The sequence below is a fragment of the Austwickia chelonae genome (assembly GCF_003391095.1).
Taxonomy (GTDB): Bacteria; Actinomycetota; Actinomycetes; order Actinomycetales; family Dermatophilaceae; genus Austwickia; species Austwickia chelonae_A.
In genome coordinates this window covers 1,794,676-1,809,927 of record NZ_CP031447.1, presented here as the reverse complement: position 1 = coordinate 1,809,927, position 15,252 = coordinate 1,794,676, and the positions used below count along the sequence as shown (strand labels likewise).

The window sequence follows — 15,252 nt, the reverse complement described above, 5'->3', positions numbered from 1 at the left end:
GTGTGCTCAGCACGGCTGAGAAAAACTCACTGACCGGCCGTACGTTTACGCAGCGCAGCGAGTGCTTCTTCGAGGATGGCTGCCCCGTCGGCGTCGGTACGTCGTTCTTTCACGTAGGCCAGATGGGTCTTGTACGGCGCATGATGCAGCGCGTCGGGAGGAGATTCCCGATCTGTACCTGCGGGGAAGCCGCATCGAGGGCAATCCCAGGTCGTCGGCGTATTACTGCCTGCTTCGGAGGAGAAACTCAGCCGGGTCTCGTGCCCATTGGCGCACCAGTAGGTGATCTCCACCCGGGGTGCGGCTTCTCCCCTTTCGCTCTCCCCCATAGGTCCTGCGCCGACTCTGCTGCCTCGGATCGCACTCGCACCGGTCATCGGAGCTCCTCAAGAAAAAGTCCGGCACAGCCTTGCTCGAGGCCGTGCCGGACAGGGATGGATCATCCTTTGAAACGTTCCAGAAGCCCGAGGCCCACGATGCAGACGAACCACATCAGGGCGATCGCGATGGTGATGCGGTTCAGGTTGCGCTCGGCAACAGAGGATCCGCCCATGGTGTTGGAGAAACCACCACCGAACATGTCGGACATTCCTCCACCTTTGCCCTTATGCAAGAGGATCAGGAAGGTCAGGAAGATGCAACCCACCACCAGGAAGACCTGGAGCGCGATCTTCAAAACATCCACTCGTGCGCCACCTTTGCCCTTAGCACGGAGAACTTGTCTCGGGGAACACCCCGACCGCTGCAGAGCTTACCGGACTCCCCCGCCGTCGCCGACCCGGTCGCTGATCGGGCGAGACGGCCCGAGACCGGTCTGCTGAACACAGCGAGCCACCTCGGGCCGTCTCGACGAGCGGGGTCGATCTCCCGGTCAGTTCTTGCTGCTGTCGAAACCACAGATAGCGGCGAACTCTTCAGGCTGCAGGGAAGCCCCACCGACCAGGGCGCCGTCGACATCCGGCTTGGCCATGATCGCACTGACATTGCCGGACTTCACCGAGCCGCCATAGAGCACTCGAACGCTGTCCGCGATCTCCTGGCTGTACAGCTCGGCGAGCTTCACCCGGATGGCGCTGCACACTTCCTGGGCGTCCTCGGGCGTAGCGACCTCGCCGGTGCCGATCGCCCAGACGGGCTCGTAGGCCACCACGATCGAGGCGACCTGTTCGGCAGCGACGCCCTGCAGGTCAGCTTCGATCTGAGCAAGAACGTGATCGACCTGTCCTCCGGCTTGACGGATGTCCAGGCCTTCGCCACAGCACAGGATCGGGGTCAATCCGTGCTCGTAGGCAGCTTTCACCTTCGCATTGAGCAGCTCATCGGTCTCACCGTGGTACTCGCGGCGCTCGCTGTGGCCGATGATCACGTAGGTGCAACCCAGCTTGGCCAGCATCGGGCCGGAGATCTCACCGGTGTAGGCGCCTTCGGTGTACCGCGAGAGGTCCTGTGCGCCGTAACGCAGCTCGAGCTTGTCGCCCTCCACCAGCGTCTGCACCGTCCGCAGGTCGGTGAACGGTGGGCACACGGCCACCTCCACCTTGGCGAAGTCGTGCTTGGCGTCCTTCAGCGACCAGTCCAGCTTCTGCACCAGGTGCGTCGCCTGCAGGTGGTCGAGGTTCATCTTCCAGTTGCCCGCCATGAGCGGGATACGGCTCGTCACAGTTCAGCTCTCCAGGATCTCGATGCCGGGGAGGGTCTTCCCCTCCAAGTACTCAAGGCTCGCTCCACCACCGGTGGAGATGTGACCGAACTGGCCGTCGGTGAAGCCCAGTTGGCGTACCGCTGCTGCGGAGTCGCCGCCGCCGACCACGGTCAATGCGCCAGAGGCGGTCGCATCGACGAGCGCCTGCCCCACGGCCTTGGTGCCGCCGGAGTAAGGAGCCATCTCGAAGGCGCCCATCGGTCCGTTCCAGAAAACGGTCTTGCAGTCGACGATCTTGCTCGCGAACAGCTCACGGGACCTCGGACCGATGTCCAGACCCATCCAGTCGGCGGGGATCTGGCCGGAGTCGACGACCTTGGTCTCGACCTGATCGGAGAACTCCGGAGCGATCACGGTGTCGACCGGCAACACGATTTCCACGCCTTTGGCTTCGGCCTCGGCGAGATAAGCCGCGCAGACCTCGACCTTCTCCGGGTCCAGCAGCGAAGTTCCGACCTCGTATCCCTTGGCCTTGAGGAAGGTGTAGGCCATGCCGCCACCGATGACGAGGCGGTCGGCAGTCTTCATGAGGTTGGCGATGACGGCCAGTTTGTCGGCCACCTTCGCGCCGCCGAGCACGACCGCGTAGGGGCGCCGGGGCTCCTGGGTCAGTCGCTTGAGCACCTCGACCTCGGCGCCCACCAGCCCTCCGGCGAAATGGGGCAGCCGGGTCGCCACGTCGTAGACGCTGGCCTGCTTGCGGTGGACCACGCCGAAGCCGTCGGAGACGAAGAAGTCGGCGAAGGCTGCGAGCTCGTCGGCGAAGGCGCCGCGCTCGGTCTCGTCCTTGCTGGTCTCCCCGGCGTTGAAGCGCAGGTTCTCCAGGAGCGCGATCTCACCGTCCTGGAGTCCGCCGACAACCTTCTTCGCGGATTCCCCCACTGTGTCGGTGGCGAACTGCACTGTGGTGTCAAGCAACTCGGAGAAACGGTCTACAACCGGGGCCAGGGAGTACTTTGCTTCAGGTGCGCCCTTGGGGCGTCCCAGATGCGCGACGACGACGACAGCAGCACCAGCATCGGCCAGGGCCTTGATCGTCGGGACGGAAGCGCGCAGGCGCCCGTCGTCCGTGATGTTCTTGGCGTCGTCGAGCGGGACGTTCAGGTCACTGCGGACGAGCACGCGCTTGCCGTGCAGGTCCTGCCGGAGCAGGTCCTCCGTGGTCTTCATGGTTCTCCTCGCGAAAAGGCGGTGGATGTCGTGGGAATACGGCCGTGCGCCGGGTGGCCGGGGGGCCACCCGGCGCACGGGGTCGTTCAGCGCAGTCGCGTGATCAGAGCTTGCTGGCGACCAGCGAGGTGAGGTTGACGAGCTGGTTGCTGTAGCCCCACTCGTTGTCGTACCAGCCGACGACCTTGACCTGGTTCCCGATGACCTTGGTCAGCTGTGCATCGAAGATGCAGGCGGCCGGGTCGGTCTCGATGTCCTTGGAGACGATCGGGTCCTCGGTGTACTTGAGGATGCCCTGAAGGCGTCCACCCTCGGCAGCGGCCTTAATGAGAGCGTTGACCTCTTCGACGGTGGTCTCACGGGCGGCCTCGAAGGTGAGGTCGGTCGCGGAACCGGTCGGTGTGGGAACCCGCATCGCGTAGCCGTCGAGCTTGCCCTTCAGCTCGGGCAGGACGAGGGCGACGGCCTTAGCCGCTCCGGTGGTGGTGGGCACCATGTTCAGCGCGGCGGCGCGGCTACGGCGCAGGTCCTTGTGCGGGCCGTCCTGCAGGTTCTGGTCCTGCGTGTAGGCGTGGATGGTGGTCATGAGGCCCTTGACGATGCCCAGGCCGTCGTTGAGCACCTTGGCCATCGGCGCGAGGCAGTTGGTGGTGCAGGAGGCGTTGGAGATGATCGTCTGGGAGCCGTCGTACTGGTCCTCGTTGACGCCCATGACCACGGTGAGGTCCTCGTTCTTCGCCGGAGCGGAGATGATGACCTTCTTGGCGCCGGCTTCGATGTGGGCCTTGGCCTTGGTGGCGTCGGTGAAGAATCCGGTGGACTCGATCACGATGTCGACGTTGTTGGCGCCCCAGGGCAGCTGTGCCGGGTCGCGTTCTTCGAAGGCGAGGATCTTCTTGCCGTCCACGGTGATGGAGGTCTCGTCGAAGGTGACTTCGCCGGGGAAGCGACCCAGGATCGAGTCGTACTTGAGCAGGTGTGCGAGCGTCTTGTTGTCGGTCAGGTCGTTGACCGCCACGATCTCGATGTCCGCGCCGGACGCCACGACAGCGCGGAAGAAGTTGCGGCCGATGCGGCCAAAGCCATTGATACCAACGCGAACAGTCACGTTCTTGCCTTCCTGGTGTGCCTTTCACGGTCCGGCGAGGGGCCTGGCGTCCATCCATGGAGGGCGTCTATGGCGCTCAGACAGTGGACGTCGAGCCGATACGCCGTCGTACGACAAGACCGACCCTAACTGTTTCCTGCAGGAGTTCACACCTCGGGGGCCAGGACGAAAGGCCCATGTTGGGGTTCGCTGCGCTGAACTGTCGTCGTGGAACGCTCAGAAGCCACCGGTTCCTCTGCGCTGATATCAGCCCGGTTGGCTTCTGCCTCAATGGATCAGGCGTCCAATAGCTCCTCGGAGAGGCTGGCTTCCGTGCCGGGGATCCCCAGCTCGGCTGCCCGCTTGTCGGCCATCGCCAGGAGACGCCGGATCCGGCCGGCAACAGCGTCCTTGGTCATCGGAGGTTGAGCCAATGAACCCAATTCCTCGAGGCTGGCCTGTTTGTGTTCGAGACGCAGTTGCCCAGCCTCCCGCAGGTGCTCCGGAACCTCCTCCCCCAGGATCTCCAAAGCCCGGCTGACCCTGGCACCAGCGGTCACGGCAGCTCGAGCAGAGCGACGCAGGTTCGCATCGTCGAAATTGGCCAGACGGTTCGCGGTGGCCCGGACCTCCCGCCGCATTCGCCGTTCCTCCCACGCCAGGACGGCGTCATGGGCCCCCATCCTGGTCAGGATGGCGCCGATGGCATCACCGTCACGGATCACCACACGGTCCACGCCACGGACCTCACGGGCCTTGGCCTGGATACCCAGCCTGCGGGCAGCACCCACCAACGCGAGCGCGGCCTCTGGGCCTGGGCAGGTGACTTCCAGGGAGCTGGAGCGGCCGGGTTCGGTGAGGGATCCATGGGCGAGGAAGGCTCCGCGCCAGGCGGCTTCGGCGTCGGCAGCGGCTCCGTTGACGACGCGTGGCGGGAGCCCTCGGACGGGACGTCCTCGTTGGTCGACGAGGCCGCTCTGGCGGGCCAAAGCTTCGCCGTCGGCGTCGACGCGCACCACATATCGGTTGCCTTTGCGGAGTCCGGATTCGGAGACGACGACGAGTTCCGAGGTGTGTCCGTAGACCTCGGTGATGTCTTTGCGGAGTCTGCGTGCCGCAGAGGCGGTGTCGAGTTCGGCCTCGACCACGATTCGTCCGGCGATGAGGTGCAGTCCTCCGGCGAATCGCAGTATGGCCGAGACCTCGGCTTTGCGGCAGCTGGGTTTGGTCACCGGCAGTCGGCTGAGTTCGTCCTTGACATTCGCGGTCATGGCCATGCCGTCCATAGTGCCACTGTGACAGGGACCTTCGGTCCGAGATGCGGGATCGAGAGTTATCCTCCGAAAACGTCGCGGTAGGCGGCGGCCAGTCGGAGGACGTCGTGGACGGACGGTCGGTCGGTGGCTGCGACGCCGGCGATGACCAGTTCTGCGCCGAGGAGTGCTGCTGCGGATTCGACTCGGTCACGGTCGTCGATGACGCGGGGGTCGGCCAGGACGACGTCGAGGCGGAGGTCAGGGGCGTAGGAGGCCAGGACTTCCAGGTGGTGGGCTGCGGTGAATCCTTGGGTCTCGGTGGTGTTCATTTCTACGTTCAAGGTGAGTAGCCGGTGGGCTGTGGTCTCGGTGAGTGCTCGGGCGAGGTCGGGTACGAGAAGGTGGGGCATCACGGAGGTGAACCAGGATCCTGGGCCCAGGACTACCCATTCGGCGGCGTGGACGGCGGCGAGGGCTTCGGGGTGGGCAGGTGGTTCGGCGGGTTCGAGGCTGATGTCGAGAACTTTGCCGGGGGCTTTGGCGACGGCGGCTTGTCCGTGGATGGTCGTGACGGTGTCCGGCGCGGTGGGGTCGAGTCCTTGGACGTGGGCGGAGATGGTCAAGGGGGTGGCGGCCATGGGGAGCACACGCCCTCTGGCGTTGAGGAGACGGGCTACGACGTCGAGGCCTTGGACGGTGTCATCGAGCAGGTCCCAGAGCGCCACGATCAGGAGGTTTCCGAGCGCATGTCCTCCCAGCGGGCCGTTGCCTTCGAAGCGGTGCTGTAGGACGTCGCCCCAGAGCTGGCCCCAGGCCGAGTCGTCGCAGAGTGCGGCGAGTGCCATGCGGAGGTCGCCGGGTGGTGGGATGTCGTATTCGCGGCGGAGTCGGCCGCTGGAGCCGCCGTCGTCGGCGACGGTCACTACGGCGGTGATGTTGTCCGATACGTGGCGTAATGCTGCGAGAGAGGCTGCTAACCCATGTCCTCCTCCCAAAGCGACGACAGATGGCCGTCCTGGCATGTCATTCCCGTCCGAGGTCACGATGGAAGAGAATGGTGGCGATCTCCGGGGTGTGCAAGCGGAGCGCCAATCTTTCGGCCACAGCGACCGAACGGTGTTTACCTCCGGTGCATCCGATGGCGACGGTGATGTACCGGCGTCCTTCGTGGAGATAGCCGGCCAGCATCGGTTCCATCAGGGAGACGAGGCGGTCCACGAACTCGAGTGCACACGGTTGGGACAGGACGTAGGCGGCGACGGCCTCGTCTCGTCCGGTCGAGCTACGGAGCTCGGGAATCCAGTACGGGTTGGGGAGGAAGCGCATGTCGAAGACGAGGTCTGCATCCAGGGGGACGCCGTATTTGAATCCGAATGAGACCAGGGCGATTCGCAGGCGGGTGCTGCTGGTTCCGCCCATCACGTCGCGGACCTTTGCCGATAGCTGATGCACGTTCAGCCCTGAGGTGTCGACGACCAGGTCGGAGTCTGCGCGGAGGTCGGCCAGTTTTTCCCGCTCGGCCTGGATTCCGTCGAGGAGTCGGCCATCGCCTTGTAAAGGGTGGGGTCGACGGACGCTCTCGAAGCGGCGGATCAGGGATTCGTCGTTGGCGTCGATGAAGATCACTCGAGGTTGCACGCCCATTGAGCGCAGTGAGGACAAGGCTTCTCGGAAGTCGTTGAAGAATCCTCGTGAGCGGGCGTCGACCACGGCGGCCAGTCTGGTCACGGTGGAGGCCGGGCTTGCGCTGAGCTGCGCGAGCTGTGGGAGCATCGATGCGGGCAGGTTGTCGACCACATACCAGCCCAGGTCTTCCAGGGCGTGGGCAGCGGTCGAGCGTCCGGCGCCGCTCATTCCGGTGACGATGGTCAGTTCCAGCTCTGCAGGGGAATCGTCGCTCGGTGTCGGCACCTGCGGAGCATCTGGTCGTGTCGTCGTCGAGTCGGTCATGTGGTCCCCTCCCGTTGTGTTCACTCCAGGATCTCACCGGTTTCTGCATGAACCGAAGGAACTCGCTTCTGATCCGCTGCAGCCAAGTGTTCGGACACTGTCCGGGCCAGGTGCGGGCCTATGCCTGGTACGGACGACAGTTCCTCGGTGGTGGCTTCGCGGAGGGCGCGGACGGTGCCGAAAGTTTCGAGGAGAGCTTTGCGGCGTGAAGGCCCTAGCCCGGGGATGCCGTCGAGATCACTGGTGGTCATGGTTTTCGAGCGCCGTTTCCGGTGGAAGGTGATTGCGAAGCGGTGAGCCTCGTCCCGGACCCGTTGCAGTAGGAAGAGTCCGTCGCTGTTGCGGGGAAGGATCACGGGGAACTCTTCGCCGGGCAGCCAGATCTCTTCAAGTCGTTTGGCCAGGCCCACGACCGGGATGTCGACGACTCCGACGTCCGTGAGCGCTCGATGTGCCGCGTTGACCTGGGGCAGTCCCCCGTCGACCACGACGAGTTGAGGCGCATAGGCGAATTTGCGTGGACGTCCCGTGTCCGGGTCGACGGCCGAGGAGACTCCGGTGGGTTCATCACGATCAGACGGGTGGAGACGACGGAAACGGCGGGTGAGGACCTCGTGCATGGCCGCGGTGTCGTCATTGTGTCCGGTAGCACCATCACCATGGACGACGAACCTGCGGTATTCACTCTTGCGCGGCAATCCGTCCTCGAAGACGACCATCGAGGCCACCACGTCGGTCCCTTGGATGTGGGACACGTCGAAACACTCGATGCGTAGAGGCGCCGCGTCCAGGCCGAGCGCTTCTTGCAGTTCGGCGAGCGCCTGTCCTCGTGCGGTGAGATCACCTGATCTAGTGATCTTGTGTCTGCTGAGAGCTTGCTCTGCGTTACGCGTGACCGTGGTGGAAAGAGCAGCTTTGTCCCCTCGGTGGGGGATACGCAGCGTGACTCGTCCGCCTCTGAGTTCGGAGAGCCAGTCCTCGAAGACGGTGGGCCGGTCTGGGAGCTGAGGAACGAGCACTTCACGAGGTACCGTTTCACCTGATTCACCACCGTAGACCTGCTGCAGCAGATGCCCGATGAGCGCGGAGTCGTCCTCGTCCTCCCGTTCGGTGATCCAGCCCCGCTGTCCTCGAATGCGTCCTCCACGGACGTGGAAGACCTGGACCGAGGCTTCGAGCTCGTCACCGGCGAAACCGAAGACGTCGGCATCGGTGGCATCGGTGAAGACCACTGCAGACCGTTCCATCGTCTTCTGCAGTGCGGCTCGTCGGTCACGAAGGCGGGCAGCTTCCTCGAAGCGCAGGTCAGCAGCGGCTGATCGCATCTGTTGTTCGAGTTCACGGATGAAACGTCCGGTGTCTCCCGTCAGGAAGGAACACAGGTCGTCGGCGATGGCTCGGTGGTCGGACGCGCTGATCCGTCCCACGCACGGAGCCGTGCATTTGTCGATGTACCCCAGCAGGCAAGGTCTCCCCGACAGATGGGCCCGACGGAAGACGGTCGCGGTGCACGTGCGTAGGGGGAAGACGCGGAGAAGCTCGTCCAGGCTTTCCCGCAGGGCCCACACATGAGCGTAGGGGCCGAAGTAGCGGGTCCCGGGTTTCTTGGCTCCGCGGAACACCTGGGCGCGAGGGAATTCGTCCGAGACGGTGATGGCCAGGTAGGGGTAGGACTTGTCATCCCGGTACTTGACGTTGAAGTTCGGGTCGAATTCCTTGATCCAGCTGTATTCCAGTTGCAGCGCTTCGATCTCGGTCGACACTGTCGTCCATTCGATTCCTGCGCCGGTGCAGACCATACGTCGGGTACGCGGATGGAGCCGTGCCACGTCCTGGAAGTAGGACGACAACCGTGCGCGCAGGTTCTTGGCCTTGCCGACGTAGATGACCTGGCCGTTCTCGTCGAGGAAACGGTAGACACCGGGGTCGGTGGGTATCTCGCCGGGTCGCGGTCGGTATGTCGATGGGTCGGCCACGAGCCACAGCGTACGACGGTGGTACGTGTGTGAGCCGGCTGATCAGGCCAGGGTGACCTTGTCGCCGTCGACGGTGGCCTTGCGGGGAACCAGTCCGGTGTTCGCAGGCCCTACTTTGACCTTGCCGTCCTTGGGGTCGAATTCGCTGCCGTGGAGTGCGCAGCGGAGGTTGCCCCGGCTGGAGATGTCGGTGATCCGGGCTCCTTGGTGGGGGCAGATGTCGCTGAAGACGACGTAATTTCCTGACTCGGGTTGGGCGAGGATGATGCCTTCGCCGAGGACTGCGGCTTTACCGACCTCGACTTTGTTGGCCTTGACCGCTTCGGCGATCTTCTGGGTGGCGGCGGAGGACAACGAGCTGGGCGCGCTCGGCTGGGTGCTGGCGGTGGAACCACCTTTGCCGCCGCAACCGGCCAGGAGGGTGACAGTGGCTCCGGCGATGGTCAGGGTCGTCCCGGCCCGGAGCATGTCCCGGCGGCTCATGGCGGTGGCGGTGTGGGAACTGGTGGCGGTCATGTTCCGTTCCTTGTGGTCTGGGCTCGAGCGGGCGGCTGATCAGGCCTTCAGCCTAAGCTTTCCGGGCTCGGCGGACGGCGGAACCGGTTGCTCGGGTCGTGGTTTTCGCGGTTTTTCGTTGCATTGGCTTCTGGGTGTCCTCGAGCGCGGTGTCGGCTTGCTGAGGCGTTGCGACGGGAACGGGGGCGCGTGCAGCGAGCAAGGGGGCGAGGAAACGTCCGGTGTAGCTGGCTTTGACGGAGAGGATCTCCTCGGGGGTGCCTTCAGCGACGACGGTGCCGCCTTTGTCGCCACCTTCAGGGCCCATGTCGATGATCCAGTCGGCGCTCTTGACGACGTCGAGGTTGTGTTCGATGACGATGACCGTATTGCCTTTGTCGACCAGTCCTTGCAGGACTTCCAGCAGTTTGCTGATGTCGTCGAAGTGGAGGCCGGTGGTGGGTTCGTCCAGGACGTAGATCGTGCGTCCGGTGGAACGTTTCTGGAGTTCGGAGGCCAGTTTGACGCGTTGAGCTTCGCCGCCGGAGAGGGTGGTCGCGCTCTGGCCCAGTCGCACGTATCCCAGGCCGACGGCGTTCAGTGTGGTCAGGTGCCGGGCGATCGCGGGGACGGCGGCGAAGAACTCGGCGGCTTCTTCGATGGGCATGTCCAGTACGTCGGCGATGGTTTTGCCTTTGAAGTGGACTTCGAGGGTTTCCCGGTTGTAGCGGGCGCCGTGGCAGACCTCGCAGGGCACGTAGACGTCCGGGAGGAAATTCATCTCGATCTTGAGGGTCCCGTCGCCCGAGCAGGCGTCGCATCGGCCGCCTTTGACGTTGAAGGAGAACCGGCCTGGTTGATATCCGCGGATCTTGGCTTCGGTGGTCTCGGCGAAGAGTTTGCGTACGTGGTCGAAGACCCCGGTGTAGGTGGCCGGATTGCTGCGTGGAGTGCGCCCGATGGGGCTCTGATCGACGTGGACGACCTTGTCGAGATGTTCCAGCCCGGTGATGGTGCGATGACGGCCTGGGACATGACGTGCCCCGTTGAGACGGTTGGCCATCACGTTGTAGAGGATGTCGTTGACGAGGGTGGACTTTCCGGAGCCGGAGACCCCGGTGACGGCGACGAACAGCCCCAGCGGGAAACTGACATCGACATCGCGCAGGTTGTTCTGGCGGGCACCACGGACGGTGACCTGCCTGTCGGCGGACACCGGGCGGCGGGCGGCGGGCATGGCGATGGATCTGCGTCCGGCCAGGTAGGCGCCGGTGATGGAGTCGTGGCTGGTGAGTAGGCCGGGAAGATCCCCGGAGTACACGACTTGCCCACCGTGCTCACCGGCGTGTGGGCCGATATCGACGATCCAGTCGGCAGCAGCGATGGTGTCCTCGTCGTGTTCGACGACGATCAGCGTATTGCCCAGGTCACGCAGCCTGGTGAGGGTTTGGATGAGTCGGTGGTTGTCGCGTTGATGCAGTCCGATGGAGGGTTCGTCCAGGACGTAGAGCACGCCCACGAGTCCTGAGCCGATCTGGGTTGCCAGCCGGATGCGTTGTGCCTCGCCACCGGACAGGGTCGCGGTGGGACGGTCCAGCGAGAGGTAGTCGAGGCCTACGTCGAGGAGGAAACCGATCCGTGCCTCGATCTCCTTCAGGACACGTTCGGCGATCTGCGCTTCACGGGCGGTCAGGGAGAGCGAGGACAGGAAGGCGGCGCCTTCGTCGATGGACATCGCCGAGACGTCGGCGATGTTCTTCCCGGCGATGAGCACGGACAACGCTTCGGGTTTGAGCCTGGCTCCTCGGCAGTCGGAACAAGGGATCTCGCGCATGTACGCCTCGTACTTGTCCCGGGAGTAGTCGGAGTCGGTTTCGGCATGCCTGCGTTTCACCATGGCGACGGCGCCCTCGAAACCTGTGGTGTAGGCCCGTTCCCGTCCGTACCGGTTGCGGTACTTCACGTGGACGCGATAGTCCCGACCGTGCAGGAGCGCGTCCTTGACACGTTCGGGCAGTGCTTTCCAGGGCTTGTCGAGCGAGAAGGAGAGTTCTTCGGCGAGCGCGGTGACCACGCGGAGCTGGTATTCCTGCATGGTTTTGCCCTGGGCCCAGGGGGCGATCGCGCCTTCACGAAGAGTGAGTTCTTCGTCGGGGACGAGCAGTTCGGCGTCGACCTCGAGGCGGGTGCCGATGCCGGTGCAGGTCGGACAGGCGCCGTAGGGGCTGTTGAAGGAGAAGGTGCGTGGTTCGATCTCGTCGACGGACAGCGGATGCTCGTTGGGGCAGGCCATCAGTTCGGAGAACCGTCGTTGGCGGCCCCAGCCGGGGATCTGGTCGGTGGAGTCGTGGTCGGCGTCGACCAGGTCGATGACGACCAGGCCACCGGAGAGGTGCAGCGCGGTCTCCACCGAGTCGGTGAGTCGTCGTTGCGCGGAGGTGTCTTCGCCTTTGGCGACGAGCCGGTCGACCACGACGTCGATGTGGTGTTTCTTCTGTTTCTCCAGCGGAGGTACGTCGTGGAGGGAGTAGGTCTGGCCGTCTACCTGAACACGGGAGAACCCTTTGGTACGAAGCTCCGTGAACAGTTCGACGAATTCGCCCTTGCGTCCTCGAACCACCGGGGCGAGGACCTGGAAGCGGGTTCGGACGGGCAGGGTGAGGACCTTGTCGACGATCTGTTGGGGGCTCTGTCGCATGATCTGTTCAGCGCAGACGGGGCAGTGTGGCATGCCGATGCGGGCGAAGAGGAGCCGGAGGTAGTCGTAGACCTCGGTGATGGTCCCGGCGGTGGATCGGGGGTTCCGGTTCGTGGACTTCTGGTCGATGGACACCGCCGGGGAGAGCCCCTCGATGAAGTCGACATCAGGTTTGTCCATCTGTCCGAGGAACTGCCGGGCGTACGCGGAAAGCGATTCCACGTAGCGGCGTTGTCCTTCGGCGAAGATCGTGTCGAAGGCCAGTGAGGATTTTCCCGAGCCGGACAGCCCGGTGAACACGCAGAGAGCATTTCTCGGGATGGAGATGGAGACATTCTTCAGGTTGTGCTCGCGGGCACCACGCACGACGAGACGGTCGGGGTCGTGTTGTGCGGGGAAGGAAGTGTTTTCGGGCACCTGATCATGCTAGAGCGACGCTCCGACAACGCATCCTGAGCCGAGTGGGTGAGGATGGGATGATGACCGACACGGCGAACAATGTGTCCGGGAGTTCTTCGGAGCTCCATGCCGACCTGGAGCTCCTCGATCTGGAGACCCGGTCCCTGCTGCAGTCCGTGGCCCAGCTGACCGATGCTGAGCTCGCGGAGCCATCGGGTCGTCCTGGGCTGACCCGCGGGCAGGTGGTGGCTCATCTGGCACGTGAGGCCGAGGACCTGGTCCGTCTGGTTGTCTGGGCCCGCACCGGGATCCGCATCCATGAGCCGTCATCGGGGTCGGACGAGCCAGCCGATCTGAGTAGCGGTGCGTCGTCGCGGGTCGAGGAGGAAGCGGCGGAAACCGATCTCGTCGCGTCCTGTGACTTGATCGGTGATGCTTTCCGTGCTCTGGGGCTCCCGTTGGTGTGTCCGGTGCTCGACACTCCGGAGGGAGTGGTGCCCGCGCGGGATCTGCCTCGTCTGCGGTTGCAACAGGTGGTTCTGGGACATCTTGACCTGGATTGCGGGTGGGGGCTTGCTGCTGCGCATCCACTGGCGGTGGCCGACCTGTTGTCGATGGCAGTCGACCGTCTCGGAGCTTCTGCTCCCGAACCGGGGATCACCATGATCACTGACGAGGGAGATCGTTTCGTCGTCGGTGACGGCGCGTGTACGGTGCGCGGCCCGGCCGATGTGCTGTTGACCTGGCTGTCCCGGGGTGTCGACGGTGTGCCCCGTTGCGACGACGGACTCCCCTTGCCGAGGACGGTCTGATCCGTTGTTTCCATTGCCACGAGAGGAACGATGATGAACATGCCGAGCACGATGTACACCGGTGAGGTGGTTCCTGGCGGGCCCAGCGATCTGCGGGAGCTCCCGGGGTTGCAGATCCGCAAATGCAGCGTCGGGGACCTCGACAACAACTGCTACCTGCTGACCTGTACCGGAACCGGCGAACAGCTCCTGGTCGATGCTGCGGACGATCCGAAGCGGTTGCTCCGACTGGTCGAGGAGGGGACCGGTCGGCTGTCGACGATTGTGACGACGCACCGCCACCACGACCATGTCCGGGCCTTGAACGACCTGGCCTCGATGACCGGTGCCACCACGATGGCCGGACGGTACGACGCCGATGCCCTTCCGCTGCTGCCTGGACGCCGGCTGGCACAGGGAGACGAGATCGAGCTGGGCCGCCAGGTCCTACGGGCCGTCGAGCTGCGGGGACACACCCCCGGAGGGATCGCCCTGGTGTGGCGAGAACCCGCCGGACGCACCCACGTCTTCACCGGCGACAGTCTCTTCCCCGGAGGTGTGGGGAAGACACCCACCCCGGAGGACTTCCGAAGTTTGATGGACGACGTCGAGGAACGCATCTTCGCCGAGTACGGCGATGACACCTGGGTCTACCCCGGACACGGCAAGGACACCACTGTGGGCGCGGAACGTGAAAACCTGCCCCAGTGGCGAGAACGTGGATGGTGACCTCCCTCCTCCGAGGCCGGTGCGCCGATCTGAGGTCCTCGTCGTCCTTCCCGGTCCTCCTGGTTCTGGCTGCGGTGCTGTCGGTCCAGTTCGGCGGCGCGCTCGGCGCGACCTTGATCCCGGTGGTGGGCGTCGTCGGTGCGGTGGCGATCAGGCTGGGGTTGGGCGCGCTGATCATGCTGGTCCTGGTTCGTCCGGGCCCACGCGGTCACCAATGGCAGGACTGGGCCACGGTCGGAGCCTTCGGATTGGCCTTGGCCGCGATGAATACCGCCTTCTATGCCTCTCTGTCCCGACTACCGATCGGGGTGGCGGTCACTGTCGAGTTCGTCGGACCTTTGCTGCTGGCTGCGGCACTGTCCCGCCATCTGCGCGACGGACTTGCGGTGATGACGGCGGCAGCCGGAGTGGTCCTGGTGTCCGGGGTCCTCACCACGCCGTGGTCCCGAATCGACCTGGTCGGCCTGCTCCTGGCCGCCACGGCCGGTGCGGCATGGGCGGTCTACATCGTGCTGTCCGCCCGCACCGGACGTCGGTTCCGCGGCACGGAAGGGCTGGCCTGGGCGATGGTGATCGGCGCCATGTGCACCGTGCCGGCGGGACTCTGGCTCGAGGGGACATCCCTCTTCGGTGGGGAAGCTCTGGTCAAGGGTCTGGGGATCGCGGTACTCTCCTCCGTCTTGCCCTATTCCCTGGAACTGGTGGCCCTACGACGGATGTCGGCGCACGTCTTCGGTGTACTTCTGAGCGTGGAACCGGCTGCTGCGGCACTCGCCGGGTTCCTGGTTCTTGGGCAGGGGCTGGAGAACACGCAACTTCTCGGCATGCTTCTGGTGACCGCAGCCTCCGTCGGGGTCACCCGGCGGGCTTCCGACCCGGTCGACTGATCGAAGATCGTCCTCGTCCGGCCGGCCGCGCAAAGACGCGACTCGCCGTCTCATGCCCGAAGGTCCCAATACATCCTGTTTGCAGGCGACTACCGTAGTCGTCGCAGAGTCC

Annotated in this window: 14 protein-coding genes; 3 read left to right on the top strand and 11 right to left on the bottom strand. The window is 64.6% G+C overall.

Annotated features, from left to right (window positions below; all coding sequences use genetic code 11):
- Positions 1-26: 26 nt before the first annotated feature.
- From DX923_RS07850 to uvrA, 11 genes are all read right to left on the bottom strand, one after another.
- Complete coding sequence (locus DX923_RS07850; protein WP_116113915.1) at positions 27-377, bottom strand: RNA polymerase-binding protein RbpA; 351 nt, start codon at positions 375-377, stop codon at positions 27-29.
- A gap of 62 nt (positions 378-439) precedes the next feature.
- Positions 440-685: a preprotein translocase subunit SecG gene (gene secG / locus DX923_RS07845; RefSeq protein WP_116113913.1), complete on the bottom strand. Its 246-nt coding sequence runs from the start codon at positions 683-685 to the stop codon at positions 440-442.
- Between the two features lie 186 nt (positions 686-871).
- Entirely contained in the window at positions 872-1,660 is a 789-nt protein-coding gene (tpiA, locus tag DX923_RS07840; protein ID WP_116113910.1) for a triose-phosphate isomerase, read from the bottom strand.
- A gap of 3 nt (positions 1,661-1,663) precedes the next feature.
- The gene (locus DX923_RS07835; protein WP_116113909.1) at positions 1,664-2,872 is read right to left on the bottom strand and encodes a phosphoglycerate kinase; all 1,209 of its coding nucleotides are present in this window, start codon (positions 2,870-2,872) and stop codon (positions 1,664-1,666) included.
- A gap of 103 nt (positions 2,873-2,975) precedes the next feature.
- The gene (gap, locus tag DX923_RS07830; protein WP_116113907.1) at positions 2,976-3,980 is read right to left on the bottom strand and encodes a type I glyceraldehyde-3-phosphate dehydrogenase; all 1,005 of its coding nucleotides are present in this window, start codon (positions 3,978-3,980) and stop codon (positions 2,976-2,978) included.
- 275 nt (positions 3,981-4,255) lie between these two features.
- Complete coding sequence (whiA, locus tag DX923_RS07825; RefSeq protein WP_116116225.1) at positions 4,256-5,236, bottom strand: DNA-binding protein WhiA; 981 nt, start codon at positions 5,234-5,236, stop codon at positions 4,256-4,258.
- Positions 5,237-5,292: 56 nt separating this feature from the next.
- Positions 5,293-6,237: a gluconeogenesis factor YvcK family protein gene (locus tag DX923_RS07820; protein ID WP_116113906.1), complete on the bottom strand. Its 945-nt coding sequence runs from the start codon at positions 6,235-6,237 to the stop codon at positions 5,293-5,295.
- Between the two features lies 1 nt (position 6,238).
- The gene (gene rapZ, locus DX923_RS07815; protein WP_116113904.1) at positions 6,239-7,165 is read right to left on the bottom strand and encodes an RNase adapter RapZ; all 927 of its coding nucleotides are present in this window, start codon (positions 7,163-7,165) and stop codon (positions 6,239-6,241) included.
- A gap of 20 nt (positions 7,166-7,185) precedes the next feature.
- Positions 7,186-9,141, bottom strand: coding sequence for an excinuclease ABC subunit UvrC (uvrC, locus tag DX923_RS07810; protein WP_116113903.1), 1,956 nt, complete (start codon positions 9,139-9,141; stop codon positions 7,186-7,188).
- Between the two features lie 42 nt (positions 9,142-9,183).
- Positions 9,184-9,657, bottom strand: coding sequence for a Rieske (2Fe-2S) protein (locus DX923_RS07805; protein WP_116113901.1), 474 nt, complete (start codon positions 9,655-9,657; stop codon positions 9,184-9,186).
- Between the two features lie 52 nt (positions 9,658-9,709).
- Positions 9,710-12,751, bottom strand: a complete 3,042-nt coding sequence (gene uvrA / locus DX923_RS07800) for an excinuclease ABC subunit UvrA (RefSeq protein WP_116113900.1) — start codon at positions 12,749-12,751, stop codon at positions 9,710-9,712.
- 62 nt (positions 12,752-12,813) lie between these two features.
- Between uvrA and DX923_RS07795 the strand changes: the two genes are divergently transcribed.
- The 3 genes from DX923_RS07795 to DX923_RS07785 are packed head-to-tail and all read left to right on the top strand — an operon-like array spanning position 12,814 to position 15,140.
- Positions 12,814-13,545 carry a maleylpyruvate isomerase N-terminal domain-containing protein gene (locus DX923_RS07795; RefSeq protein WP_162872847.1) on the top strand — a complete coding sequence of 244 codons (732 nt, stop codon included), beginning with the start codon at positions 12,814-12,816 and terminating at the stop codon, positions 13,543-13,545.
- A gap of 33 nt (positions 13,546-13,578) precedes the next feature.
- Positions 13,579-14,253 (top strand): MBL fold metallo-hydrolase, encoded by a 675-nt coding sequence (locus DX923_RS07790; RefSeq protein ID WP_116113896.1) that lies wholly within the window; start codon positions 13,579-13,581, stop codon positions 14,251-14,253.
- Positions 14,247-15,140 (top strand): EamA family transporter, encoded by an 894-nt coding sequence (locus DX923_RS07785; RefSeq protein WP_430732294.1) that lies wholly within the window; start codon positions 14,247-14,249, stop codon positions 15,138-15,140. Before DX923_RS07790 ends, DX923_RS07785 begins: the two co-directional genes overlap by 7 nt.
- Positions 15,141-15,252 lie beyond the last annotated feature (112 nt).

Excerpts from the sequence above, each read along its gene's own strand:
- whiA (WP_116116225.1), bottom strand. The coding sequence starts at position 5,236 with ATGGCCATGACCGCGAATGTCAAGGACGAACTCAGCCGACTGCCGGTG.
- DX923_RS07785 (WP_430732294.1), top strand. The coding sequence starts at position 14,247 with ATGGTGACCTCCCTCCTCCGAGGCCGGTGCGCCGATCTGAGGTCCTCG.
- DX923_RS07790 (WP_116113896.1), top strand. The coding sequence starts at position 13,579 with ATGAACATGCCGAGCACGATGTACACCGGTGAGGTGGTTCCTGGCGGG.
- DX923_RS07835 (WP_116113909.1), bottom strand. The coding sequence starts at position 2,872 with ATGAAGACCACGGAGGACCTGCTCCGGCAGGACCTGCACGGCAAGCGC.
- rapZ (WP_116113904.1), bottom strand. The coding sequence starts at position 7,165 with ATGACCGACTCGACGACGACACGACCAGATGCTCCGCAGGTGCCGACA.
- DX923_RS07850 (WP_116113915.1), bottom strand. The coding sequence starts at position 377 with ATGACCGGTGCGAGTGCGATCCGAGGCAGCAGAGTCGGCGCAGGACCT.
- DX923_RS07795 (WP_162872847.1), top strand. The coding sequence starts at position 12,814 with ATGACCGACACGGCGAACAATGTGTCCGGGAGTTCTTCGGAGCTCCAT.
- DX923_RS07805 (WP_116113901.1), bottom strand. The coding sequence starts at position 9,657 with ATGACCGCCACCAGTTCCCACACCGCCACCGCCATGAGCCGCCGGGAC.
- DX923_RS07820 (WP_116113906.1), bottom strand. The coding sequence starts at position 6,237 with ATGCCAGGACGGCCATCTGTCGTCGCTTTGGGAGGAGGACATGGGTTA.